Source organism: Dactylosporangium sp. CA-139066 (assembly GCF_050936175.1).
Classification (GTDB): domain Bacteria; phylum Actinomycetota; class Actinomycetes; order Mycobacteriales; family Micromonosporaceae; genus Dactylosporangium.
In genome coordinates this window covers 7,959,441-7,974,787 of the sequence record NZ_JBNJNH010000001.1, presented here as the reverse complement: position 1 = coordinate 7,974,787, position 15,347 = coordinate 7,959,441, and the positions used below count along the sequence as shown (strand labels likewise).

General features: G+C 72.9%; 15 protein-coding genes. 6 read left to right on the top strand and 9 right to left on the bottom strand.

What is annotated here, in order from left to right:
• Positions 1 to 154 precede the first annotated feature (154 nt).
• Positions 155 to 724 carry a TetR/AcrR family transcriptional regulator gene (locus ACQEVU_RS36450; protein ID WP_433331773.1) on the bottom strand — a complete coding sequence of 190 codons (570 nt, stop codon included), beginning with the start codon at positions 722 to 724 and terminating at the stop codon, positions 155 to 157.
• Between the two features lie 84 nt (positions 725 to 808).
• Here ACQEVU_RS36450 and ACQEVU_RS36445 point away from each other — a divergent pair, with 84 nt between their 5' ends.
• Complete coding sequence (locus tag ACQEVU_RS36445) at positions 809 to 1,456, top strand: NAD(P)-dependent oxidoreductase (protein ID WP_433331771.1); 648 nt, start codon at positions 809 to 811, stop codon at positions 1,454 to 1,456.
• A 137-nt stretch (positions 1,457 to 1,593) separates the two neighbouring features.
• Here ACQEVU_RS36445 and ACQEVU_RS36440 read toward each other — a convergent pair whose 3' ends face one another.
• The 3 genes from ACQEVU_RS36440 to ACQEVU_RS36430 all read right to left on the bottom strand — a co-directional run bounded on the left by ACQEVU_RS36440 (position 1,594) and on the right by ACQEVU_RS36430 (position 4,503).
• On the bottom strand, positions 1,594 to 3,363 hold the full coding sequence (locus ACQEVU_RS36440; protein WP_433331769.1) for an ABC transporter substrate-binding protein: 1,770 nt from the start codon (positions 3,361 to 3,363) through the stop codon (positions 1,594 to 1,596).
• A 283-nt stretch (positions 3,364 to 3,646) separates the two neighbouring features.
• On the bottom strand, positions 3,647 to 4,072 hold the full coding sequence (locus ACQEVU_RS36435) for an RpiB/LacA/LacB family sugar-phosphate isomerase (RefSeq protein ID WP_433331767.1): 426 nt from the start codon (positions 4,070 to 4,072) through the stop codon (positions 3,647 to 3,649).
• A gap of 119 nt (positions 4,073 to 4,191) precedes the next feature.
• Positions 4,192 to 4,503, bottom strand: coding sequence for a nuclear transport factor 2 family protein (locus ACQEVU_RS36430; protein WP_433331765.1), 312 nt, complete (start codon positions 4,501 to 4,503; stop codon positions 4,192 to 4,194).
• Positions 4,504 to 4,547: 44 nt separating this feature from the next.
• On the opposite strand from ACQEVU_RS36430, the gene ACQEVU_RS36425 reads away from it, so the two are divergent.
• The 5 genes from ACQEVU_RS36425 (at position 4,548) to ACQEVU_RS36405 (ending at position 10,945) form a co-directional block, all read left to right on the top strand.
• Positions 4,548 to 5,738, top strand: a complete 1,191-nt coding sequence (locus ACQEVU_RS36425) for an RNA polymerase sigma factor (RefSeq protein WP_433331763.1) — start codon at positions 4,548 to 4,550, stop codon at positions 5,736 to 5,738.
• A 120-nt stretch (positions 5,739 to 5,858) separates the two neighbouring features.
• The gene (locus ACQEVU_RS36420; protein WP_433331761.1) at positions 5,859 to 7,232 is read left to right on the top strand and encodes an FAD-binding oxidoreductase; all 1,374 of its coding nucleotides are present in this window, start codon (positions 5,859 to 5,861) and stop codon (positions 7,230 to 7,232) included.
• Entirely contained in the window at positions 7,229 to 8,569 is a 1,341-nt protein-coding gene (locus ACQEVU_RS36415) for a class I SAM-dependent methyltransferase (protein ID WP_433331759.1), read from the top strand. Before ACQEVU_RS36420 ends, ACQEVU_RS36415 begins: the two co-directional genes overlap by 4 nt.
• Before the next feature lie 663 nt (positions 8,570 to 9,232).
• Positions 9,233 to 10,414, top strand: a complete 1,182-nt coding sequence (locus tag ACQEVU_RS36410; RefSeq protein ID WP_433331757.1) for a S1C family serine protease — start codon at positions 9,233 to 9,235, stop codon at positions 10,412 to 10,414.
• A 177-nt stretch (positions 10,415 to 10,591) separates the two neighbouring features.
• Positions 10,592 to 10,945, top strand: coding sequence for a hypothetical protein (locus tag ACQEVU_RS36405; protein WP_433331755.1), 354 nt, complete (start codon positions 10,592 to 10,594; stop codon positions 10,943 to 10,945).
• Positions 10,946 to 11,140: 195 nt separating this feature from the next.
• Here the strand turns inward: ACQEVU_RS36405 and ACQEVU_RS36400 are convergent, their stop codons facing one another.
• The 5 genes from ACQEVU_RS36400 to ACQEVU_RS36380 form a co-directional block, all read right to left on the bottom strand.
• A complete protein-coding gene (locus ACQEVU_RS36400) occupies positions 11,141 to 11,893 on the bottom strand; it encodes an alpha/beta fold hydrolase (protein ID WP_433331753.1) in 753 nt (250 codons plus the stop codon).
• 79 nt (positions 11,894 to 11,972) lie between these two features.
• Positions 11,973 to 12,674, bottom strand: coding sequence for a deoxyribose-phosphate aldolase (gene deoC, locus ACQEVU_RS36395; protein WP_433331751.1), 702 nt, complete (start codon positions 12,672 to 12,674; stop codon positions 11,973 to 11,975).
• Positions 12,671 to 13,402 carry a GntR family transcriptional regulator gene (locus ACQEVU_RS36390; protein ID WP_433331749.1) on the bottom strand — a complete coding sequence of 244 codons (732 nt, stop codon included), beginning with the start codon at positions 13,400 to 13,402 and terminating at the stop codon, positions 12,671 to 12,673. Before ACQEVU_RS36390 ends, deoC begins: the two co-directional genes overlap by 4 nt.
• Before the next feature lie 63 nt (positions 13,403 to 13,465).
• Positions 13,466 to 14,527 carry an RNA polymerase subunit sigma-70 gene (locus ACQEVU_RS36385; RefSeq protein WP_433331747.1) on the bottom strand — a complete coding sequence of 354 codons (1,062 nt, stop codon included), beginning with the start codon at positions 14,525 to 14,527 and terminating at the stop codon, positions 13,466 to 13,468.
• Entirely contained in the window at positions 14,520 to 15,305 is a 786-nt protein-coding gene (locus tag ACQEVU_RS36380; protein ID WP_433331745.1) for an SAM-dependent methyltransferase, read from the bottom strand. Before ACQEVU_RS36380 ends, ACQEVU_RS36385 begins: the two co-directional genes overlap by 8 nt.
• Between the last annotated feature and the right edge of the window lie 42 nt (positions 15,306 to 15,347).

Genomic DNA, 15,347 nt, shown 5'->3' with positions numbered 1-15,347 from the left:
AGAGCCGCCGACGACCCGGCGTCGCGGGCCGAGGCGCTCTCGATCGTCGCCATGTGCTGCCGCCGCAACGGACCGCCCTCGCTCGGGGTGGCCGGCCGGGCCGCCTGAAAAAGCTCAGGCCGGAGGCGTTCGAGTACCGGGCGGCTGAAGGGCCTCAGAGGCGCAGCTGCGACACGAAGCCGGCGGCGGCCGTGTGGTCGTCCGGGGCGACCGGGGTGAAGTACGTGATGAAGGCGTGCTGGAAACACGACCCGAGCACCAGGCCGGCCAGGGCCTCCGGGTCGGCGTCCGCGGAGATGTTGCCCAGGGCCTGCTCCGCCCGCAGGTACGCGGCCAGGCCCTCGTTCGCGCGGTGCGGGCCGAGGTTCTGGGTGCGCAGGCGGTCGCGGTGGGCGGCCAGGATCGCCGGGTCGGAGAAGATCGAGGCGAACATCGGTAACCCGTCCCGGTAGAAGACGATGCACACCTCGGCGAGCTCGGTCAGGATGTCGCGGACGGGAGCCGTGCCGGCGCGGGCCGGCAGGGACTGCAGCATCGGGATGAACTGCGGGCCGCGCTCGTGCAGCACGACCACCATCAGCTCGAGCTTGTCGCGGAAGTGCTTGTAGAGCGTGGCCTCCGAGAAACCGGCCTCCCGGGCGATCTCCTTCGTGGTGGCGTTGGCCAGGCCGCGCTCGCGCAGCACGCGGGCGGCGGCGTCCACGATCACGTCACGCGTCGCCACGCGGGGCCTTCCGGAATTGCGTCACGCATGTCATTGTAGTGGTTAGTGAGTACTCACTAACCGTTGTTGGGGGAGCGTTACGCCATGAAAATCACCGTGTTCGGGGCGACCGGCGGGATCGGGACGCAGCTCATCCGGCAGGGGATCGCGCGGGGGCATGCGATGACCGCGGTCGCGCGGCGGCCCGTGGAGCTCGGCTGCGACGTCGTCGTGGCCGAGCTGGGCGACCACGAGGCGATCGCCGGCGCCGTGGCCGGGCGGGACGCGGTGCTGTCCGCGCTCGGGCTGCGGGTGGCCGAGTTGCAGCAGCGGCGCCGGCTGGAGCCCTCGGCCCGCAGCACCGTGCAGGCCGACGGCGCGCGGGCGCAGACCGAGGCGATGCTCGCCACCGGCGTGCGGCGCATCGTCAGCGTCGACGCCGCCGGGCGCGTCGCCGACGACGGCGACGGGCTCGTCACCCGGATCGTGGCCAAGCCGCTGCTGCAGCGGCTGCTGCGCGAGGGCTTCGAGGACCTCGCCGAGGCCGAGAAGATCCTGCGCGCGAGCGGGCTGGACTGGACGCTCATCTCGCCGCCGCGCCTCACCGACGGGCCGCGGCGTCCATATCGGACGGTCGTCGGGCGCAACGTCCGCGGCGGGCGGACGCTGTCGCGGGCCGACGTCGCCGACGCCATGCTGCGCGCGCTCGAGGAGCCGGGCTGGATCCGCGAGCGGGTCAACGTGGCGTACTGAACAACGCGGCCCGGGTCCGTCGGGCCACGGACCCGGGCCGGACGCCTCCCGGCCGCCCCAAGGAGGAAAGGGCGGCCGGTCGCGTCACCGCCGTGCCCCGGGAAGTCCCTCGTCGACCCGGGGCACTCCCGCGGCGGTCAGCTCACGACACCGAGACTGCCGAAGTCGTACATCCCGTAGTACTGCGTCACGAAGACGTTCGTCAGCCGCGGGTTGCGGTAGTTCAGCGCCTTGTCGTAGGTGAACGGCAGGTACGTCGCCGACTCCGAGACCTTCTTGTTGATCTGCTTCCAGATCTCGGCGTTCTTGGCGGGGTCGGGCTCGGCCCGGGCCTGGTCGATCAGCGCGTCGATCGACGGGTCGGACAGCTCGGCGTAGTTGTTGTTGCCGGACGCCGAGATCGCCCGGCTGTCGACCAGCACCTGCAGGAAGCCCGCCGCCGTCGGGTAGTCCGCGCCCCAGCCGGCCATCATCAGGCCGTAGCCCTTGGTGTGGACGTTGGAGGGCGAGCCGATGATCGAGCGGAAGTACAGCGACGCGTCCTGCGGGTCGAGCTTGGCGTTGATGCCCACCGCGGCGAGCGCCTGCTGCAGCGCCTCGGCCGTCTTGGGCTCCTTGCCGGCGTTGCGGGTCGCGAGCACCGTGTCGAAGCCGTTGGGGTGCCCGCACGCGGCAAGCTCCTCCTTGGCCTTGTCGATCTGCGGCTTGCCGGACTTCGTGTTGAACACGTCGTCGGCGTCGTCGTGGCCGGCGATCGTCGGCGGGAGCATGTTGGTGGCGATCTCACCGCCGGCGTCCGGGCCGCCGCGGGCCGTCTGCAGCGTGACCTTGTCCGCCGCGTACTGCACCGCCTTGCGGCAGTGGATGTTGTCCAGCGGCGGCACCTTGGTGCTGATGGCCACGTACCGGATGAAGCCCGTCACCGGGGAGTCCGCGTTCTTCTTCTTGTCCGGGTTGAGCAGGAGCTTCGGCTGGGTGCCCTGCTGCACGCCGGTCTGGGCGATGTCGAGGTCGACCTCCTCGGACAGCAGCTGGTTGTCGATCTCCTCGACCGCCGTGCCGTAGGTGACCTCGACGCGGTCCGGCAGCGCCTTGCGCACCGAGTCGGTCTTCGGGTCCCACTGGTCGTTGCGGACCAGCGTCAGCTTCTTGCCCTGGTCGTACGTCTCGAACTTGTACGGTCCCGAGGAGAACGGGCGGTTGGCGTACTTGTCGCCGGTGTCCTTGCCGGGCGGCACCGGGCTCGCCGCGGGCATCGACAGCAGGTACTCGAAGTCCGCGTTCGGCTCCTTGAGCGTGAAGATGATCGTGGAGTCGTCCGGCGTCTGCACCGACTTCAGGCCGAGGTGGTTCGGGTCGGTGTCCTTGTACGGGCCCGGGTACTTCTGGCCCTCGTCGAGCACGTCGACCAGGTACTTCGGCCCGGCGTTGATGACGTCGGTGGCGAAGATGCGCTCGATGCCGTACTTGATGTCCGTCGACTTGATCGGCGACCCGTCCTCCCACTTGAGGCCGGACTTGAGCTTGAAGGTGTACTTCTTGCCGCCGTCCTCGATCGCCGGCATGTCCGCGGCGAGGTCGGGCACGAGCTTCAGGCCGTCGGCCCCGGGCTTGGCCTGGTTGGTCAGCAGCGAACGGACGTAGAAGCCCTTCATGAAGTTCCAGACCTGCGCGTAGTACGCGATGGCCGGGTCGAGCGAGTCCGGGTTGTCGTGGACGGTGAGCTTGAGCGTGCCGCCCTTCTTGTCGGACGGGTTGAGCACCTTGTCCAGCGCGGCGTTGTAGCCGGAGTCTTTGGTGGAGCCGTTGTTGCTGGTATTATCGCTGCTGGTACCGCCTCCGCAGGCGGACAGCAGGAGTGCCGCCGTGGCCGCACCGGCCATCAGCGCACTTGCTCGCTTATTCACGTGTCGGACCTTTCCAGGTGCCGCGGTTGTGGTGCCGCGGATCGGGCGTGACCGCACTCGGGCAGCACAAATCAGCCGACATCCACTGTGGACCGTCCACTGTGTTCGAGGGCGTGGGCATGCACCACGCCCACCCGTGGCAGGTCGCGAAAACGTCGGTAGATTCGGATGTTCAGTTGGCTACGTCGCGTGCGCGGCGATGTTCGTCGCCGTTCACTGAGCAATGACCTCGGGCTCGGCGACCCGGTTGCAGCGCGGGAACGCTTTGTCGATAACGGATTGGTCACCGAGGCGGGTCGAGGCCCTTCAGCAGGGCAATGTTCTGCGCCTCGTCGGGATCCGGCGACGGTACCTCCAGAAAGGCCCGCAGCACCTCGACCGCCACGTCCGGCGCGAGCCGCTTGAGGCTCATCGCGAGCACGTTCGCGTCGTTCCACAGCCGCGCGCCCCGGGCCACCCACGGGTCCCACGCGACGGCGGCGAGCACCCCCGGCACCTTGTTGGCCGCGATCGCGGTGCCGGTCCCGGTCCAGCACATGACGACCCCGAGGTCGGCGCGCCCGTCCGCGACGGCCCGCCCGACCCCGGCCCCGAGGTCCGGCCACGGTACGCCGTCCACGCGCACCACCTCGTGCCCCGCGGCGGCCAGCTCGGCCAGCACGGCGTCGGTGGTCGCGTTGGCGTCGTCGGCGGCGAAGGCGATGCGCATGCCCTCAATTGTGCCCGCGACGGGTGACTGAGCGCGCACGCCGCAGGCCCGGGAGTCACGGACCGCGCCCACGGCGGGCGTCGCGGTAGCTCGGCCTATGTCATTGCTTATGCCATTGCTTATGCCATGGCCCGGTAGGTGCGAAGCGACGTCAGCCGGTCGCCCTCGGCCGTGAAGACCCAGGCCAGCAGGGTCGGGTCGGCGTCGCCGTCCACGGCCCGGCCCACCGCGACGGGGCCGGCGACCGAGTCCAGCTCGAAGCGCAGGCCGGGGCGGGCCGCGCGGATGCGGGCCACCGCGGCGGCGACGTCGGCCGGGGTCGCGACCTCCGGATGGCCGTGGTCGACCCAGGCCGGGGCGAGGATGCCCGCCGCGGCGGACGCGTCGCCGGAGTTCCACATGTCGAAGTACCGCCGGATCAGAGATTCCACGCCGGACATTGTCGCTTTCCGGCGGCGTCGTTCGTCATGTCGGCATGCGGGACGTGGGGGAGGAGGTCGCGGCGGCCTACCGCGAGGAGTGGGGGCGCGTCGTCGCCGCGGTCATCCGGTTCACCGGCGACTGGGACCTCGCCGAGGAGTGCGCGCAGGACGCGTTCGCGCGGGCGCTGCGGCGCTGGCCCGTCCACGGGGTGCCGCGGCGGCCGGGGGCCTGGCTCACCACGGCCGCGCGCAACCTGGCGCGGGACCGGCTGCGGCGGCGGGCGCTCGAGGCCGGCAAGCTGCGGGAGTTCGCCCTGCGCCGGCCGGCCGAGGCCGGGACCGGGCCGGACGACCGGCTCGAGCTGATGTTCGCCTGCTGCCACCCGGCGCTGGCGCTGCCGGCGCGCGTCGCGCTGACGCTGCGCTGCCTCACCGGGCTGTCGACGGCCGACATCGCCCGGGCGTTCCTGGTGCCGGAGGCGACGATGGCGCAGCGGATCGTGCGGGCCAAGCGCAAGATCCGGCACGGCGGGATCCCGTTCCGGGTGCCGCCCGCGCACCTGCTGCCGGAGCGGCTGGACGCCGTCCTCGCGGTGCTGTACCTGCTGTACAACGCCGGCTACAGCGGCGGCGGGCGGCCCGAGCTCGCGGCCGAGGCGGTGCGGCTGGCGCGGGTGCTGGCCGGGCTCATGCCCGCCGAGCCGGAGGCCCGCGGGCTGCTCGCGCTCATGCTGCTGCACGAGGCGCGCCGGCCTGGGCGCCACGACGCCGGCGGGGACATCGTGCCGCTGGACCGGCAGGACCGCGGCGGCTGGGACCGGGCGGCGATCGCCGAGGGCGTGCGGCTGCTCGCGCCCGCCCCGGCCGGGAAATACCAGGTCCAGGCGGCGATCGCGGCGTGCCACGCGTGCGCGCCGAGCGCCGGGGAGACCGACTGGCCGCGGATTTCGCGGTTGTACGCCCAGCTGGCCCGCCTCGCGCCCGGGCCCGTCGTCGAGCTCAACCGGGCCGTCGCGGTCTCGATGGCGGACGGGCCGGCGGCCGCGCTGCCCCTCCTCGACGCGCTGCGGGCGGCCGGGGCCCTCGACGGCTACCACCTGCTGCCGGCGACCCGGGCCGAGCTGCTGCGGCGGCTCGGGCGGCGGGCCGAGGCGGCGCAGTCCGGCCGCGAGGCCCTGGAACTGGCCGCCGACGAGGCCGAACGACGCTACCTCACCCGGTGGTTGACGTCGCTCACCTCATAGCGTCACCCGGAGCGTGAGTTCAGTCACCAGCGGTTGGCTGATCTTGCCGGATGTGCAAGTTTGGGCTGAGGCGGGCCTCCACTTAACCGGCGGTTCGCCGACCGCCGGAGGTGATCGCGAGTGGGACGTCAGCAACCGGTCGGCTGGGCGGCGCACCGCCGGGCCGTCGAGGCCCTGCAGCGCTCCTACGCCGAGATCCCGCCGGGCGACACGGTGCGCCTGGCCAAGAAGACCTCCAACCTGTTCCGGCCGCGCGACCAGGTCCGCAGCGGGCTGGACGTGAGCGGCCTGGGCGGGGTCATCGAGATCGACCCGGCCGGGCGCACCGCCGACGTGCAGGGCATGTGCACGTACGAGGACCTGGTCGACGTGACCCTGCCGCACGGGCTGATGCCGCTCGTCGTGCCGCAGCTGCGCACGATCACGCTCGGCGGCGCGGTCACCGGCCTGGGCATCGAGGCGACCTCGTTCCGTCACGGGCTGCCGCACGAGTCGGTGCTGGAGCTGGACATCCTCACCGGCACCGGCGAGATCCTCACCGCTCGGCCCGACAACGAGCACGCCGAGCTGTTCGCGACGTTCCCCAACTCGCTGGGCAGCCTGGGGTACGCCACCCGCCTGCGCATCGAGCTCATGCCGATCGCCGCCGGGGTGCGCACCGCCAACCTGCGCTTCGACGACGTCGACGAGTTGCTCGCCGTCGTCGGCGAGGTGATGAAGACCGGCACCCACGACGGGCGCCACGTCGACGTCATGGACGGCGTCCTGTTCCGGCCCGGCGAGAGCTACCTGGTGCTCGGCGAGTTCACCGACGAGCCCGGCCCGGGCAGCGACTACACCGGCCAGGACGTCTACTACCAGTCGCTGCGGTCCAAGGCCGCCGACCGGCTCAGCGCCTACGACTACCTGTGGCGCTGGGACACCGACTGGTTCTGGTGCTCGGCCGCCTTCGGCGCGCAGGTCCCCGCCGTGCGCCGGGTGTGGCCGCGCCGGTACCGCCGCTCGGACGTGTACCACCGCATCGTGCGCCTCGAGAACCGCTACGGGTTCGCCGCGCGCATCGGGCGGTGGCGCGGCGAGCTCGACCGCGAGCGGGTCGTCCAGGACGTCGAGCTGCCGCTCGAGCGCACCGGGGAGTTCCTGCGCTGGTTCGCCGCCGAGGTGCCCATGGCCCCGGTGTGGCTGTGCCCGCTGCGGCTGCGCGAGCGCGAGTGGCCGCTGTATCCGATGCACGCCGGGCAGGCCTACGTGAACGTCGGTTTCTGGGGCACCGTACCCATCGAGCCCGGCGCCGCCGACGGCGACGTCAACCGGGCCATCGAGGCGAAGGTGTTCGAGCTCGGCGGGCACAAGTCCCTGTACTCCGACGCGTACTACGACCGGGAGACCTTCGACCGGCTCTACGGCGGCCCCGCATACCGCGCCGCCAAGGACCGCTACGACCCCGGTCACCGACTGACCGACCTCTACGACAAGGTTGTGGGGCGCAAATGACCAGCACCTATCGTTCCAGCAGTACGCACGGCTCCGTCCCCGGACAGCCCCGCCGGCGCCCGCCCGTACCGACCGTCGCCGACATCGTCCGGGCCGTCACCAACGGCGAGCCCAAGGTCCGCATCACCGCCTACGACGGCAGCGAGATCGGCCCGGCCGACGCCGGCATCGGCCTGCACGTCGCCAACGAGCGCGGCCTGTCATACGTGCTCACCGCCCCCGGCGAGCTCGGCATGGCCCGCGCCTACGTCGCCGGCGACCTCGAGGTCCGCGGGGTGCACCCCGGCGACCCGTACGAGGCGCTCCGTCAGCTCGCCACCGGCCTGCAGCTGCGCCTGCCCGCCCCGGGCGAGGCGCTGCGCCTGGTCCGCGGCCTCGGCTGGGAGCGGCTGCTCCCGCCGTCGCCCCCGCCCCAGGAGGCGGTCCCGGCCTGGCGGCGCGCCCTGGCCGGCCTGCGCCACGCCAAGGGCCGCGACGCGGCCGCGATCCACCACCACTACGACGTGTCCAACCGGTTCTACGAGATGGTCCTCGGCCCGTCGATGACCTACACGTGCGCCTGCTTCCGCAGCGAGACCGACACCCTCGAGCAGGCCCAGGCGAACAAGTACGACCTCGTCGCCGGCAAGCTGGCCCTCAAACCCGGCCAGCGGCTGCTCGACGTCGGCTGCGGCTGGGGCGGGATGGTCCGCCACGCCGCCCGCGAGTACGGGGTGCGCGCCCTCGGCGTCACGCTCTCCAAGGAGCAGGCGGCGTGGGCGCAGGCCGCGATCGAGCGGGAGGGCCTCGGCCACCTGGCCGAGGTGCGCCACCTGGACTACCGCGACGCGCCGCTCGAGCAGTTCGACGCGGTCAGCTCGATCGGCCTGACCGAGCACATCGGGCTGCGCAACTATCCGCGGTACTTCCGCGCGCTGCGCGACCGGCTCAAGCCCGGCGGCCGCCTGCTCAACCACTGCATCACGCGGGCCGACAGCCGCACCTCCCGCAAGCCCGACGCGTTCATCGACCGCTACGTGTTCCCCGACGGCGAGCTCGCCGCGCCCGGGCGGCTGGTCAGCGCCGTGCACGACGCCGCATTCGAGGTGCAGCACGAGGAGAACCTGCGGCTGCACTACGCGCTGACCCTGGCCGGCTGGAACCGCAACCTGGTCGAGCACTGGGACGAGTGCGTGGCCGAGGTCGGCCTGGGCACCGCCCGCGTCTGGGGCCTGTACATGGCCGGCTCGCGCCTCGCCTTCGAGCGCAACGAGATCCAGCTCCACCAGATCCTCGCGACGAAGACGACCAAGGACGGGGTCTCCTCCTACCCGCTGCGCCCCGACTGGACCGCCTGACGCTTTTGTACGGTGTGCGGCCCGTTCGGGCGGGCCGCGCACCGCATGACCGATTTGCGCTTCTCGGCTTTCTCCCAGGGAGAATCCAGTTTGGCGGAAGCTGGGGTGTGCAATCTGGACATCATGAGTGACCAGGACCGCCCGTGGGATTCCCCGCCGCCCGCTGAGACGACGTCCAGCGCCGGCTCCGTCTCCGGCTCCACCGGCTCGAGCGCGACGCCGGATCCCATCGCCGCGCCGCCACCCTCGGCGTCCTGGCCTCCGCCTTCGCCTTCTCCGGCGTCGGCTTCTCCCGCCTCGGCTTCTCCTTCGCCGGGCCCGGCCTGGCCGCCGCCCTCGGGGCACGCGGCCGGGGGACCGACCGCGGCGATGCCCGCGGTGCCGGAGCCCGGCTCTGCTGCTCCCGGTGGGGCGCCGGCGCCGGCTCAGGCCTTCCCCGCGTCCGGCATCCCCGCTTCAGGGGTGCCGGCCTCCGGGGTTCCGGCCTCGGGGGTGCCCGCCTCCGGTGCGCCGGTTACCGGTGCCCCCGGCTTCGCCTACGGCGCTCCCGGGGCGGCCTATCCGGCCTCGGGGGCGCCGGCGCCCGGTTCGCCCTGGAGCCGGCCCGGGGGCGGCGGCACGAACGGCCACACGGCCCACACCGCCTCATTTGCCACGACGCCCGTGCCGCCGCCCGGCGTTCACGGCGCGCCTGGACATTTCGGAAACGTCGGTCAGACGACCTCGTTCGGGCAGCCCGGCTATCCGGCGCCGCCCGGGTTCCCGCCGGGGCCGCCCGCGTACGGGCAGCCCGGCCCCGGCTACGGCCGGCCGGCGCCGAGCGGCCGCGGAGGGCGCATCGCGGTCATCGCCGTGTGCGCGATCGTCCTCGTCGTCGTTTCGGCGTTCGGCGGCGGCCTCATCGCCACGCAGCTCGTCGCGGACAAGCCGGCCGCCGCGCCCAGCGTCGTCACGCGCGACCCGGCGCCCAACCTCGACCGTTCCTCGGTCGGCGGCGTCGCCGAGGCCGTCCTGCCCAGCGTCGTGGACATCAGCACCGGCGAGGCCGAGGGCTCCGGCGTGATCATGACCAAGGACGGGCAGATCATCACGAACAACCACGTGGTACAGGGCGCCCGGCAGCTCACGGTCACGTTCAGCACCGGCAAGACCGCCCCGGCGACCGTGGTCGGCACCGACCCGGCCGGCGACATCGCGGTCATCAAGGTCCAGGGCGTCTCCGACCTCACCCCGGCCAAGTTCGGCGACAGCGACGCGCTGCGCGTCGGCGACACCGTCCTGGCCGTCGGCAGCCCGCTCGGCCTGCAGGGCTCGGTCACGGCCGGCATCGTCAGCGCGCTGCACCGCACGATCTCCGGCGAGCAGGGCGGCAAGTCGATCGCCGACGCCATCCAGACCGACGCCGCGATCAACCCCGGCAACTCCGGCGGCGCCCTGGTGAACCTCAAGGGCGAGGTCGTCGGCATCAACACCGCGATCGCCACCGCCGGCGAGAACAGCAACGGCAACATCGGCGTCGGCTTCGCCATCTCGGCCAACCGCGCCCGCAGCTCCGCCGACCAGCTGGCCAAGGGCGGGAAGGTGTCCCACCCGTACCTCGGCGTGCAGCTCACCGACGGCACCAACGGCGCCCTCATCGGCGGCGTCGTGGCCGGCGGCCCGGCCGACAAGGCGGGCCTGAAGACCGGCGACATCGTCACCAAGTTCGGCACCTCGACGGTCACCGACGCGACCAGCCTCATCAACGCGGTACAGGCGGCCAAGGCCGGCGACCAGGTCCCGGTGGTCGTGAACCGCAACGGCACCGAGCAGACGGTCACCGTCACCTTGGGCGAGGCCCCGTAACCCGAAGACTTGCTCCCCTTTCGCAGCAGCGGCCCGCGTTCGCCACAACGCGGGCCGCTGCTTTTGCTCTTCTCGCCGCGGCCGCCCCGCCCCGTTTCCCCGCCGCGGGTTTTGTCCGGTTCCCGCCGTGGCGCGGGCGGCTGCTTGTCCCCGCTTCCCGCCCGGCACAATGTCGGGATGGACGATCAGCGGCTCTGCCGCCTCCGCGTGCACGGCGACGACCTCGACCTGACCGGCCCCGCCCAGTCCCTGCGCGCCCTGGCGGACGCGCTGCGCGGCGCCGCCGACACCCTGGAGATCCCGATCCGCAACGGCGCCGTGGTCCAGCGTCGCGCCGAGGGCCCGCTGGCGATCGAGCTGCGCGGTTCCCCCACGCTGCACCTCAGCGGCGCCCCCGACGAACTCGCCGCCGTGTGGTCGGCCCTGGACTCGGTGGCCACGGCGACCGACGCCGGCACCGAGGACTCCCCGCACCGCCACGTCGGCCGCCTGGTCGTCACCGGCGAGCGCCCATCCCCGGACGACCTGTGAGGCACTCGTAACGCTGCGCAATTTTTCCAAGGTCGATTTCTTGGGACGTGCTAGCGTTAGGGACATTGTTAGGCAGGAATGCCCGCCGGCCCGGGGCGCAGCATGAGGGCGATCCAACGGTCGCGACCAGGGCGGTAGGGCGAGATCAAAGCCGGGCCACGTTCGCCGGTCGCCCGCGCGGTGGTCCCGGCGCGGTCAGGGCCGTGAGCCGCGGCGTATCGGCATCAGCGTCGTCGGGAACGCGCCGCTCGTGACCTGACCGAGGAAGTCGCGGACCAGCGCCGTCGCCCGGTCCGGGGCCTCCAGCAGGAGCAGGTGTGACGTATCGGGGAGGACCGCCAGACGAGCATTCGGCAGCGCGGCCAGCATCGAGGCCGTGTGCGGCAGCGTCACCAGGTCGTCGTCCGCGCTCACGATCAGCGTCGGGCACGCGACCTTCGCCAGGTCGGCCGCCGTCAGGCCCGGCTCCCTGGCGATCGAGTCGGCGATCTTGGCCTGCACCACCGGCAGGTGGTCGCGGCCGTCGGGGGAGACCTCGGCGTACCGCGCGACGACCGGCTCGGGCAGCGGCGCGTCGGCCGAGGGGGCGAAGAGGAGGCCGTCGATGGCGTACGCGGTGCTGATCAGCACCAGGGCCCGCACCAGGTCCGGGCGGTGCAGCGCCGTGTGCAGCGCCACCGTGCCGCCCGCGCTGTAGCCGCACAGCACCGCGGGGGCGCCGACCTGCGAGGTCAGGAACGACTCCGCGTCCGCCGTCAGGGCCGCCATCGTGATCGGGCCCGGCAGGTCGGGGGAGCGGCCGTGGCCCCGGCGGTCGTAGACGTGGACCCGGTACGCGTCGGCGAGGCCGGCCAGGTTGGTGTCGAAGTCGCGGCTGTCGCTGAAGCCGCCGTGCATGAGCACGATCGGGGCGCCGGTGCCGGATGAGCTGTGCCAGAACGTCGTCATGACCAGTACTACGCGGCGGCGTCCGCAAACTCATCGGCGGCGTCCAGCGGATCACGGCTGGGCTGGCGCCCGGGCCGGTTCAGTAGGCGTCGGAGGGTGCCGGGGGCGGGGTGGGGTGTTCGCCGCGCTCGCGGGCGGCGAAGTCGTCGAGGATGGTCTCGGTGGCGGTCGCGCCGAAGCGGGTGGCGCCGGCCTCGTGCAGGGCCAGCAGGGTGTCCAGGGTGCGGACCCCGCCGGCGGCCTTGACCTCGATGGCGGGGGACACGGCGGCCCGCATGAGCTTGATGTCGGCCAGGGTGGCGCCGCCGGGGGCGAAGCCGGTGCTGGTCTTCACGAAGTGGGCGCCGGCCTCCTCGGCGAGCCGGCAGCCGGCGACCTTCTGCTCGTCGGTGAGGTACGCGTTCTCGAGGATGACCTTCACCAGGCGGCCCTGGGCGGCGGCGACCACGGCGGCGATGTCGTCGCGGACGTAGCCGGCGTCGCCGTCGCGGAGCCGGCCGATGTGCAGCACCATGTCGATCTCGTCGGCGCCGGCCTCGACGAGCGCCCGGGCCTCGGCCGCCTTGACGGCGGTCGGGGTGTCGCCGTGCGGGAAGCCGGCGACCGTGCCGACCAGCACGCCGGTGCCGGCGAGCGCGGTCACGGCGAGCGGGACGTCGGACGGGCGGACGCACACCGAGGCGGTACCGCGGCGCGCCGCGATCTCGAAGCCGCGCACGACGTCGGCGATGGTCAGTTCCGGGCGCAGCAGGGAGTGGTCGATCATCTTGGCGACGTTCATGAGGGTGCTCCGGTCTGTGGCGGCTGCACGTCGAAGGTGACCTGCAGGGCGTAGCGGGAACCGACGTAGCGGCTGACGGTGTACTCCAGGGGCGCCGAGTGCTGGTCGACGATGAGCCGCGTCTCGACCAGCAGCGGCTCGGCGGCGGGCACGCGCAGCCGGTCGCCGTCGGGGCCGGCCGGCTGGGCGGTGAGCGTCGACGAGCCCAGCGTGGGGCGCAGCCCGAGGTCGTGCAGGGCGCGGTGCAGGGAGCCGCCCTCCAGGTCGGCGTCGAGCAGCGCGGTCAGGTGGGGCGGGAAGCACGCGTACTCCACCGCGAGCGGCATCGCGTCGGCCATTCGCACCCGGACGATCGAGACCACGCGGGGCGTCGCCGCGGTCAGCTGCAGCGCGGCCGCCTCGGCCGCCGTCGCGGCCCGGACCTCGCCCTCGACCAGCCGCGACGACGGCGTGCGGCCCCAGCTGCGGACCTGGTCCTGGAAGCTCATCAGGGTGCCGGCGGCGCGGGGCACAGGCCGCCGCCGCACGAACGTGCCGCGGCCCTGGATGCGCTCGATCAGCCCGTCGGCCTCGAGCGCGTTGAGCGCGGCCCGCATGGTCATCCGCGCGACGCCGAACTCCTCCGCGAGCACCGATTCGGCCGGCAGCGCGTCACCGGGCCGCGCCCGGGCCAGGCGCGTCCGGAGCTCCCGCTCGATCCGCACGTACAGCGGCGGCGTCTTGGCCACGCATTCCTCCAGGTCATCTAGACAACCTGGATATTGGCACGGCCGGGCGCGAGCGTCCACGGTTCAGTGCGAGCCAGCGTGGCGGGCAAAGAGCTCCAGCAACGGCGGATTATTGAGAAAAGTCGTGATATGTCCGATACGCCCCATCGGATCGGCCGGCGAAACGAGCGGCGAGCCCGCCGGAGCGAGCGCCGATCCCGACGGAGCGGACAGCGAAGACCGTGGAGCGGGCGGCGAGGACGCCGAGGCGAGCGGCGAAGGCGGCACGAACGCCGCGGAGGGCAGCGGGGAAGGCGAGGACGGCCCGAACCGCGGGGGCGCCGCCTCCAGCACCACCACCGCGAACGGACGCCCACCCCGGTACTGGATGAACGACGACGCCCCGCACCGCACCAGCGACGCGTCCGCGCACGCCCCCGACGCCGACATCGCCGCCAGCAGCGTCGAGCGCCCCCGCAGCCAGAAGGGCAGGGGCGGCATGGACATCGTGGCGTCCTCGTGCAGTACCGACACCAGGGCCGAAATGTCGTTCGCCGTGAACGCCTCGACGTAGCGGCGCAGCAGCGACTCGTCGATCGGCTGGGCCGTCACCGGCTGGGACAGCGTCGAGCGCGCCCGCTGCAGCGCGCTGTTCACCGCCGCCACCGACGTCGACAGCAGCGACGCCGCCTCCGCGGCCGAGAACGCCAGCACGTCGCGCAGGATCAGGACCGAGCGCTGGCGGGGCGGCAGGGCCTGCAGCGCCGCGATGAAGGCCAGCCGGACGGTGTCGCGCCGCACCACCAGGTCCTCCGGTGCCAGGACGAGCCCGTCGGGCGCCGGAAAGACAAGATCAGGATCCGGATACGGTACGCCAAGTGCCGCGCCCGGCGCCGAAGGCCCGGTCAGGTCGACGGGGCGTGCGCGCCGGCGGGCGGTGCGCAGGTGGTCGAGGCAGACGTTGGTGGCGATCGCGAACAGCCAGCCGCGCAGCGGGGCCCGGGCCGGGTCGAACCGGGAGGCGTTGCGCCAGGCGCGCAGCAGCGTCTCCTGCACCGCGTCCTCGGCGTCGAACGGCGAGCCGAGCATCCGGTAGCAGTACCCCAGCAGCTCCCTGCGGTGCGCCTCCAGGTCAAGCTCAGTCACGCCGCTCCCCGACCACGGCCAGCGTGGCGTACGAGGCCGGGTCGTCGACCTCCTCCGAGCCGGGCTCGGGCCGCCACAGCGGGCTGAACACCGGGCCGGGCTCGACGAGGTCCCAGCCGTCGAGGAGGTCGAGCAGCTCGGCGGCGTCGCGCACGACCATGGAGGTGCCCGTGCGGGTGTACAGCTCGGCCAGGCGGGCCATCTCCGAGGGGCGGGCGCTGGCGGTGGCGTGCGAGACGGCCAGCAGGCTGCCGGGCACGAACGCGTCGTGGTAGCGGCGCAGCGCGGCGCGCAGCTCCGGCGTGTCCGGCACGAAGTGCAGCATCGCGATCAACAGTATGCAGACCGGGCGGTCGAAGTCGAGCAGTGCGCGCACGCCCGGGTCGGTCAGGATCTTGTCGGCCTCGTGCAGGTCGGCCTGGACGACGGTGGTGAGCGGATCGTCGCCGAGGATCTGGCGGGCGTGCACGACGGCGGTGGGGTCGATGTCGACGTACACCACCCGGGCCTGTGGATCCTCGGCCCGCGCCACCTCGTGCACGTTGCCCTCGGTCGGGATGCCGGAGCCGATGTCGAGGAACTGGTGCACGCCGCGGCTCGCGGCGTAGCGCACGGCCCGGTGCAGGAACGCGCGGTTGGCCCGGGCGATGCGCGGGATGTCCGGCACCAGCTCGATGGCCCGTTCCGCCACCGCCCGGTCGACGGCGAAGTTGTGCCGCCCGCCGAGGTACCGGTCGTAGATGCGGGCCGCGCTCGGGCGGTTCGGGTCGACGTTCATGGGACTGATGTTCCCGGAAAACGGTGCGAGCAAAACTCTCCG

What these genes read in the sequence shown, in the direction of transcription:
- ACQEVU_RS36445 (WP_433331771.1), top strand. Translation starts at nt 809, where the DNA reads ATGAAAATCACCGTGTTCGGGGCGACCGGCGGGATCGGGACGCAGCTC.
- ACQEVU_RS36435 (WP_433331767.1), bottom strand. Translation starts at nt 4,072, where the DNA reads ATGCGCATCGCCTTCGCCGCCGACGACGCCAACGCGACCACCGACGCC.
- ACQEVU_RS36425 (WP_433331763.1), top strand. Translation starts at nt 4,548, where the DNA reads ATGCGGGACGTGGGGGAGGAGGTCGCGGCGGCCTACCGCGAGGAGTGG.
- ACQEVU_RS36415 (WP_433331759.1), top strand. Translation starts at nt 7,229, where the DNA reads ATGACCAGCACCTATCGTTCCAGCAGTACGCACGGCTCCGTCCCCGGA.
- ACQEVU_RS36405 (WP_433331755.1), top strand. Translation starts at nt 10,592, where the DNA reads ATGGACGATCAGCGGCTCTGCCGCCTCCGCGTGCACGGCGACGACCTC.
- ACQEVU_RS36400 (WP_433331753.1), bottom strand. Translation starts at nt 11,893, where the DNA reads ATGACGACGTTCTGGCACAGCTCATCCGGCACCGGCGCCCCGATCGTG.
- deoC (WP_433331751.1), bottom strand. Translation starts at nt 12,674, where the DNA reads ATGAACGTCGCCAAGATGATCGACCACTCCCTGCTGCGCCCGGAACTG.
- ACQEVU_RS36380 (WP_433331745.1), bottom strand. Translation starts at nt 15,305, where the DNA reads ATGAACGTCGACCCGAACCGCCCGAGCGCGGCCCGCATCTACGACCGG.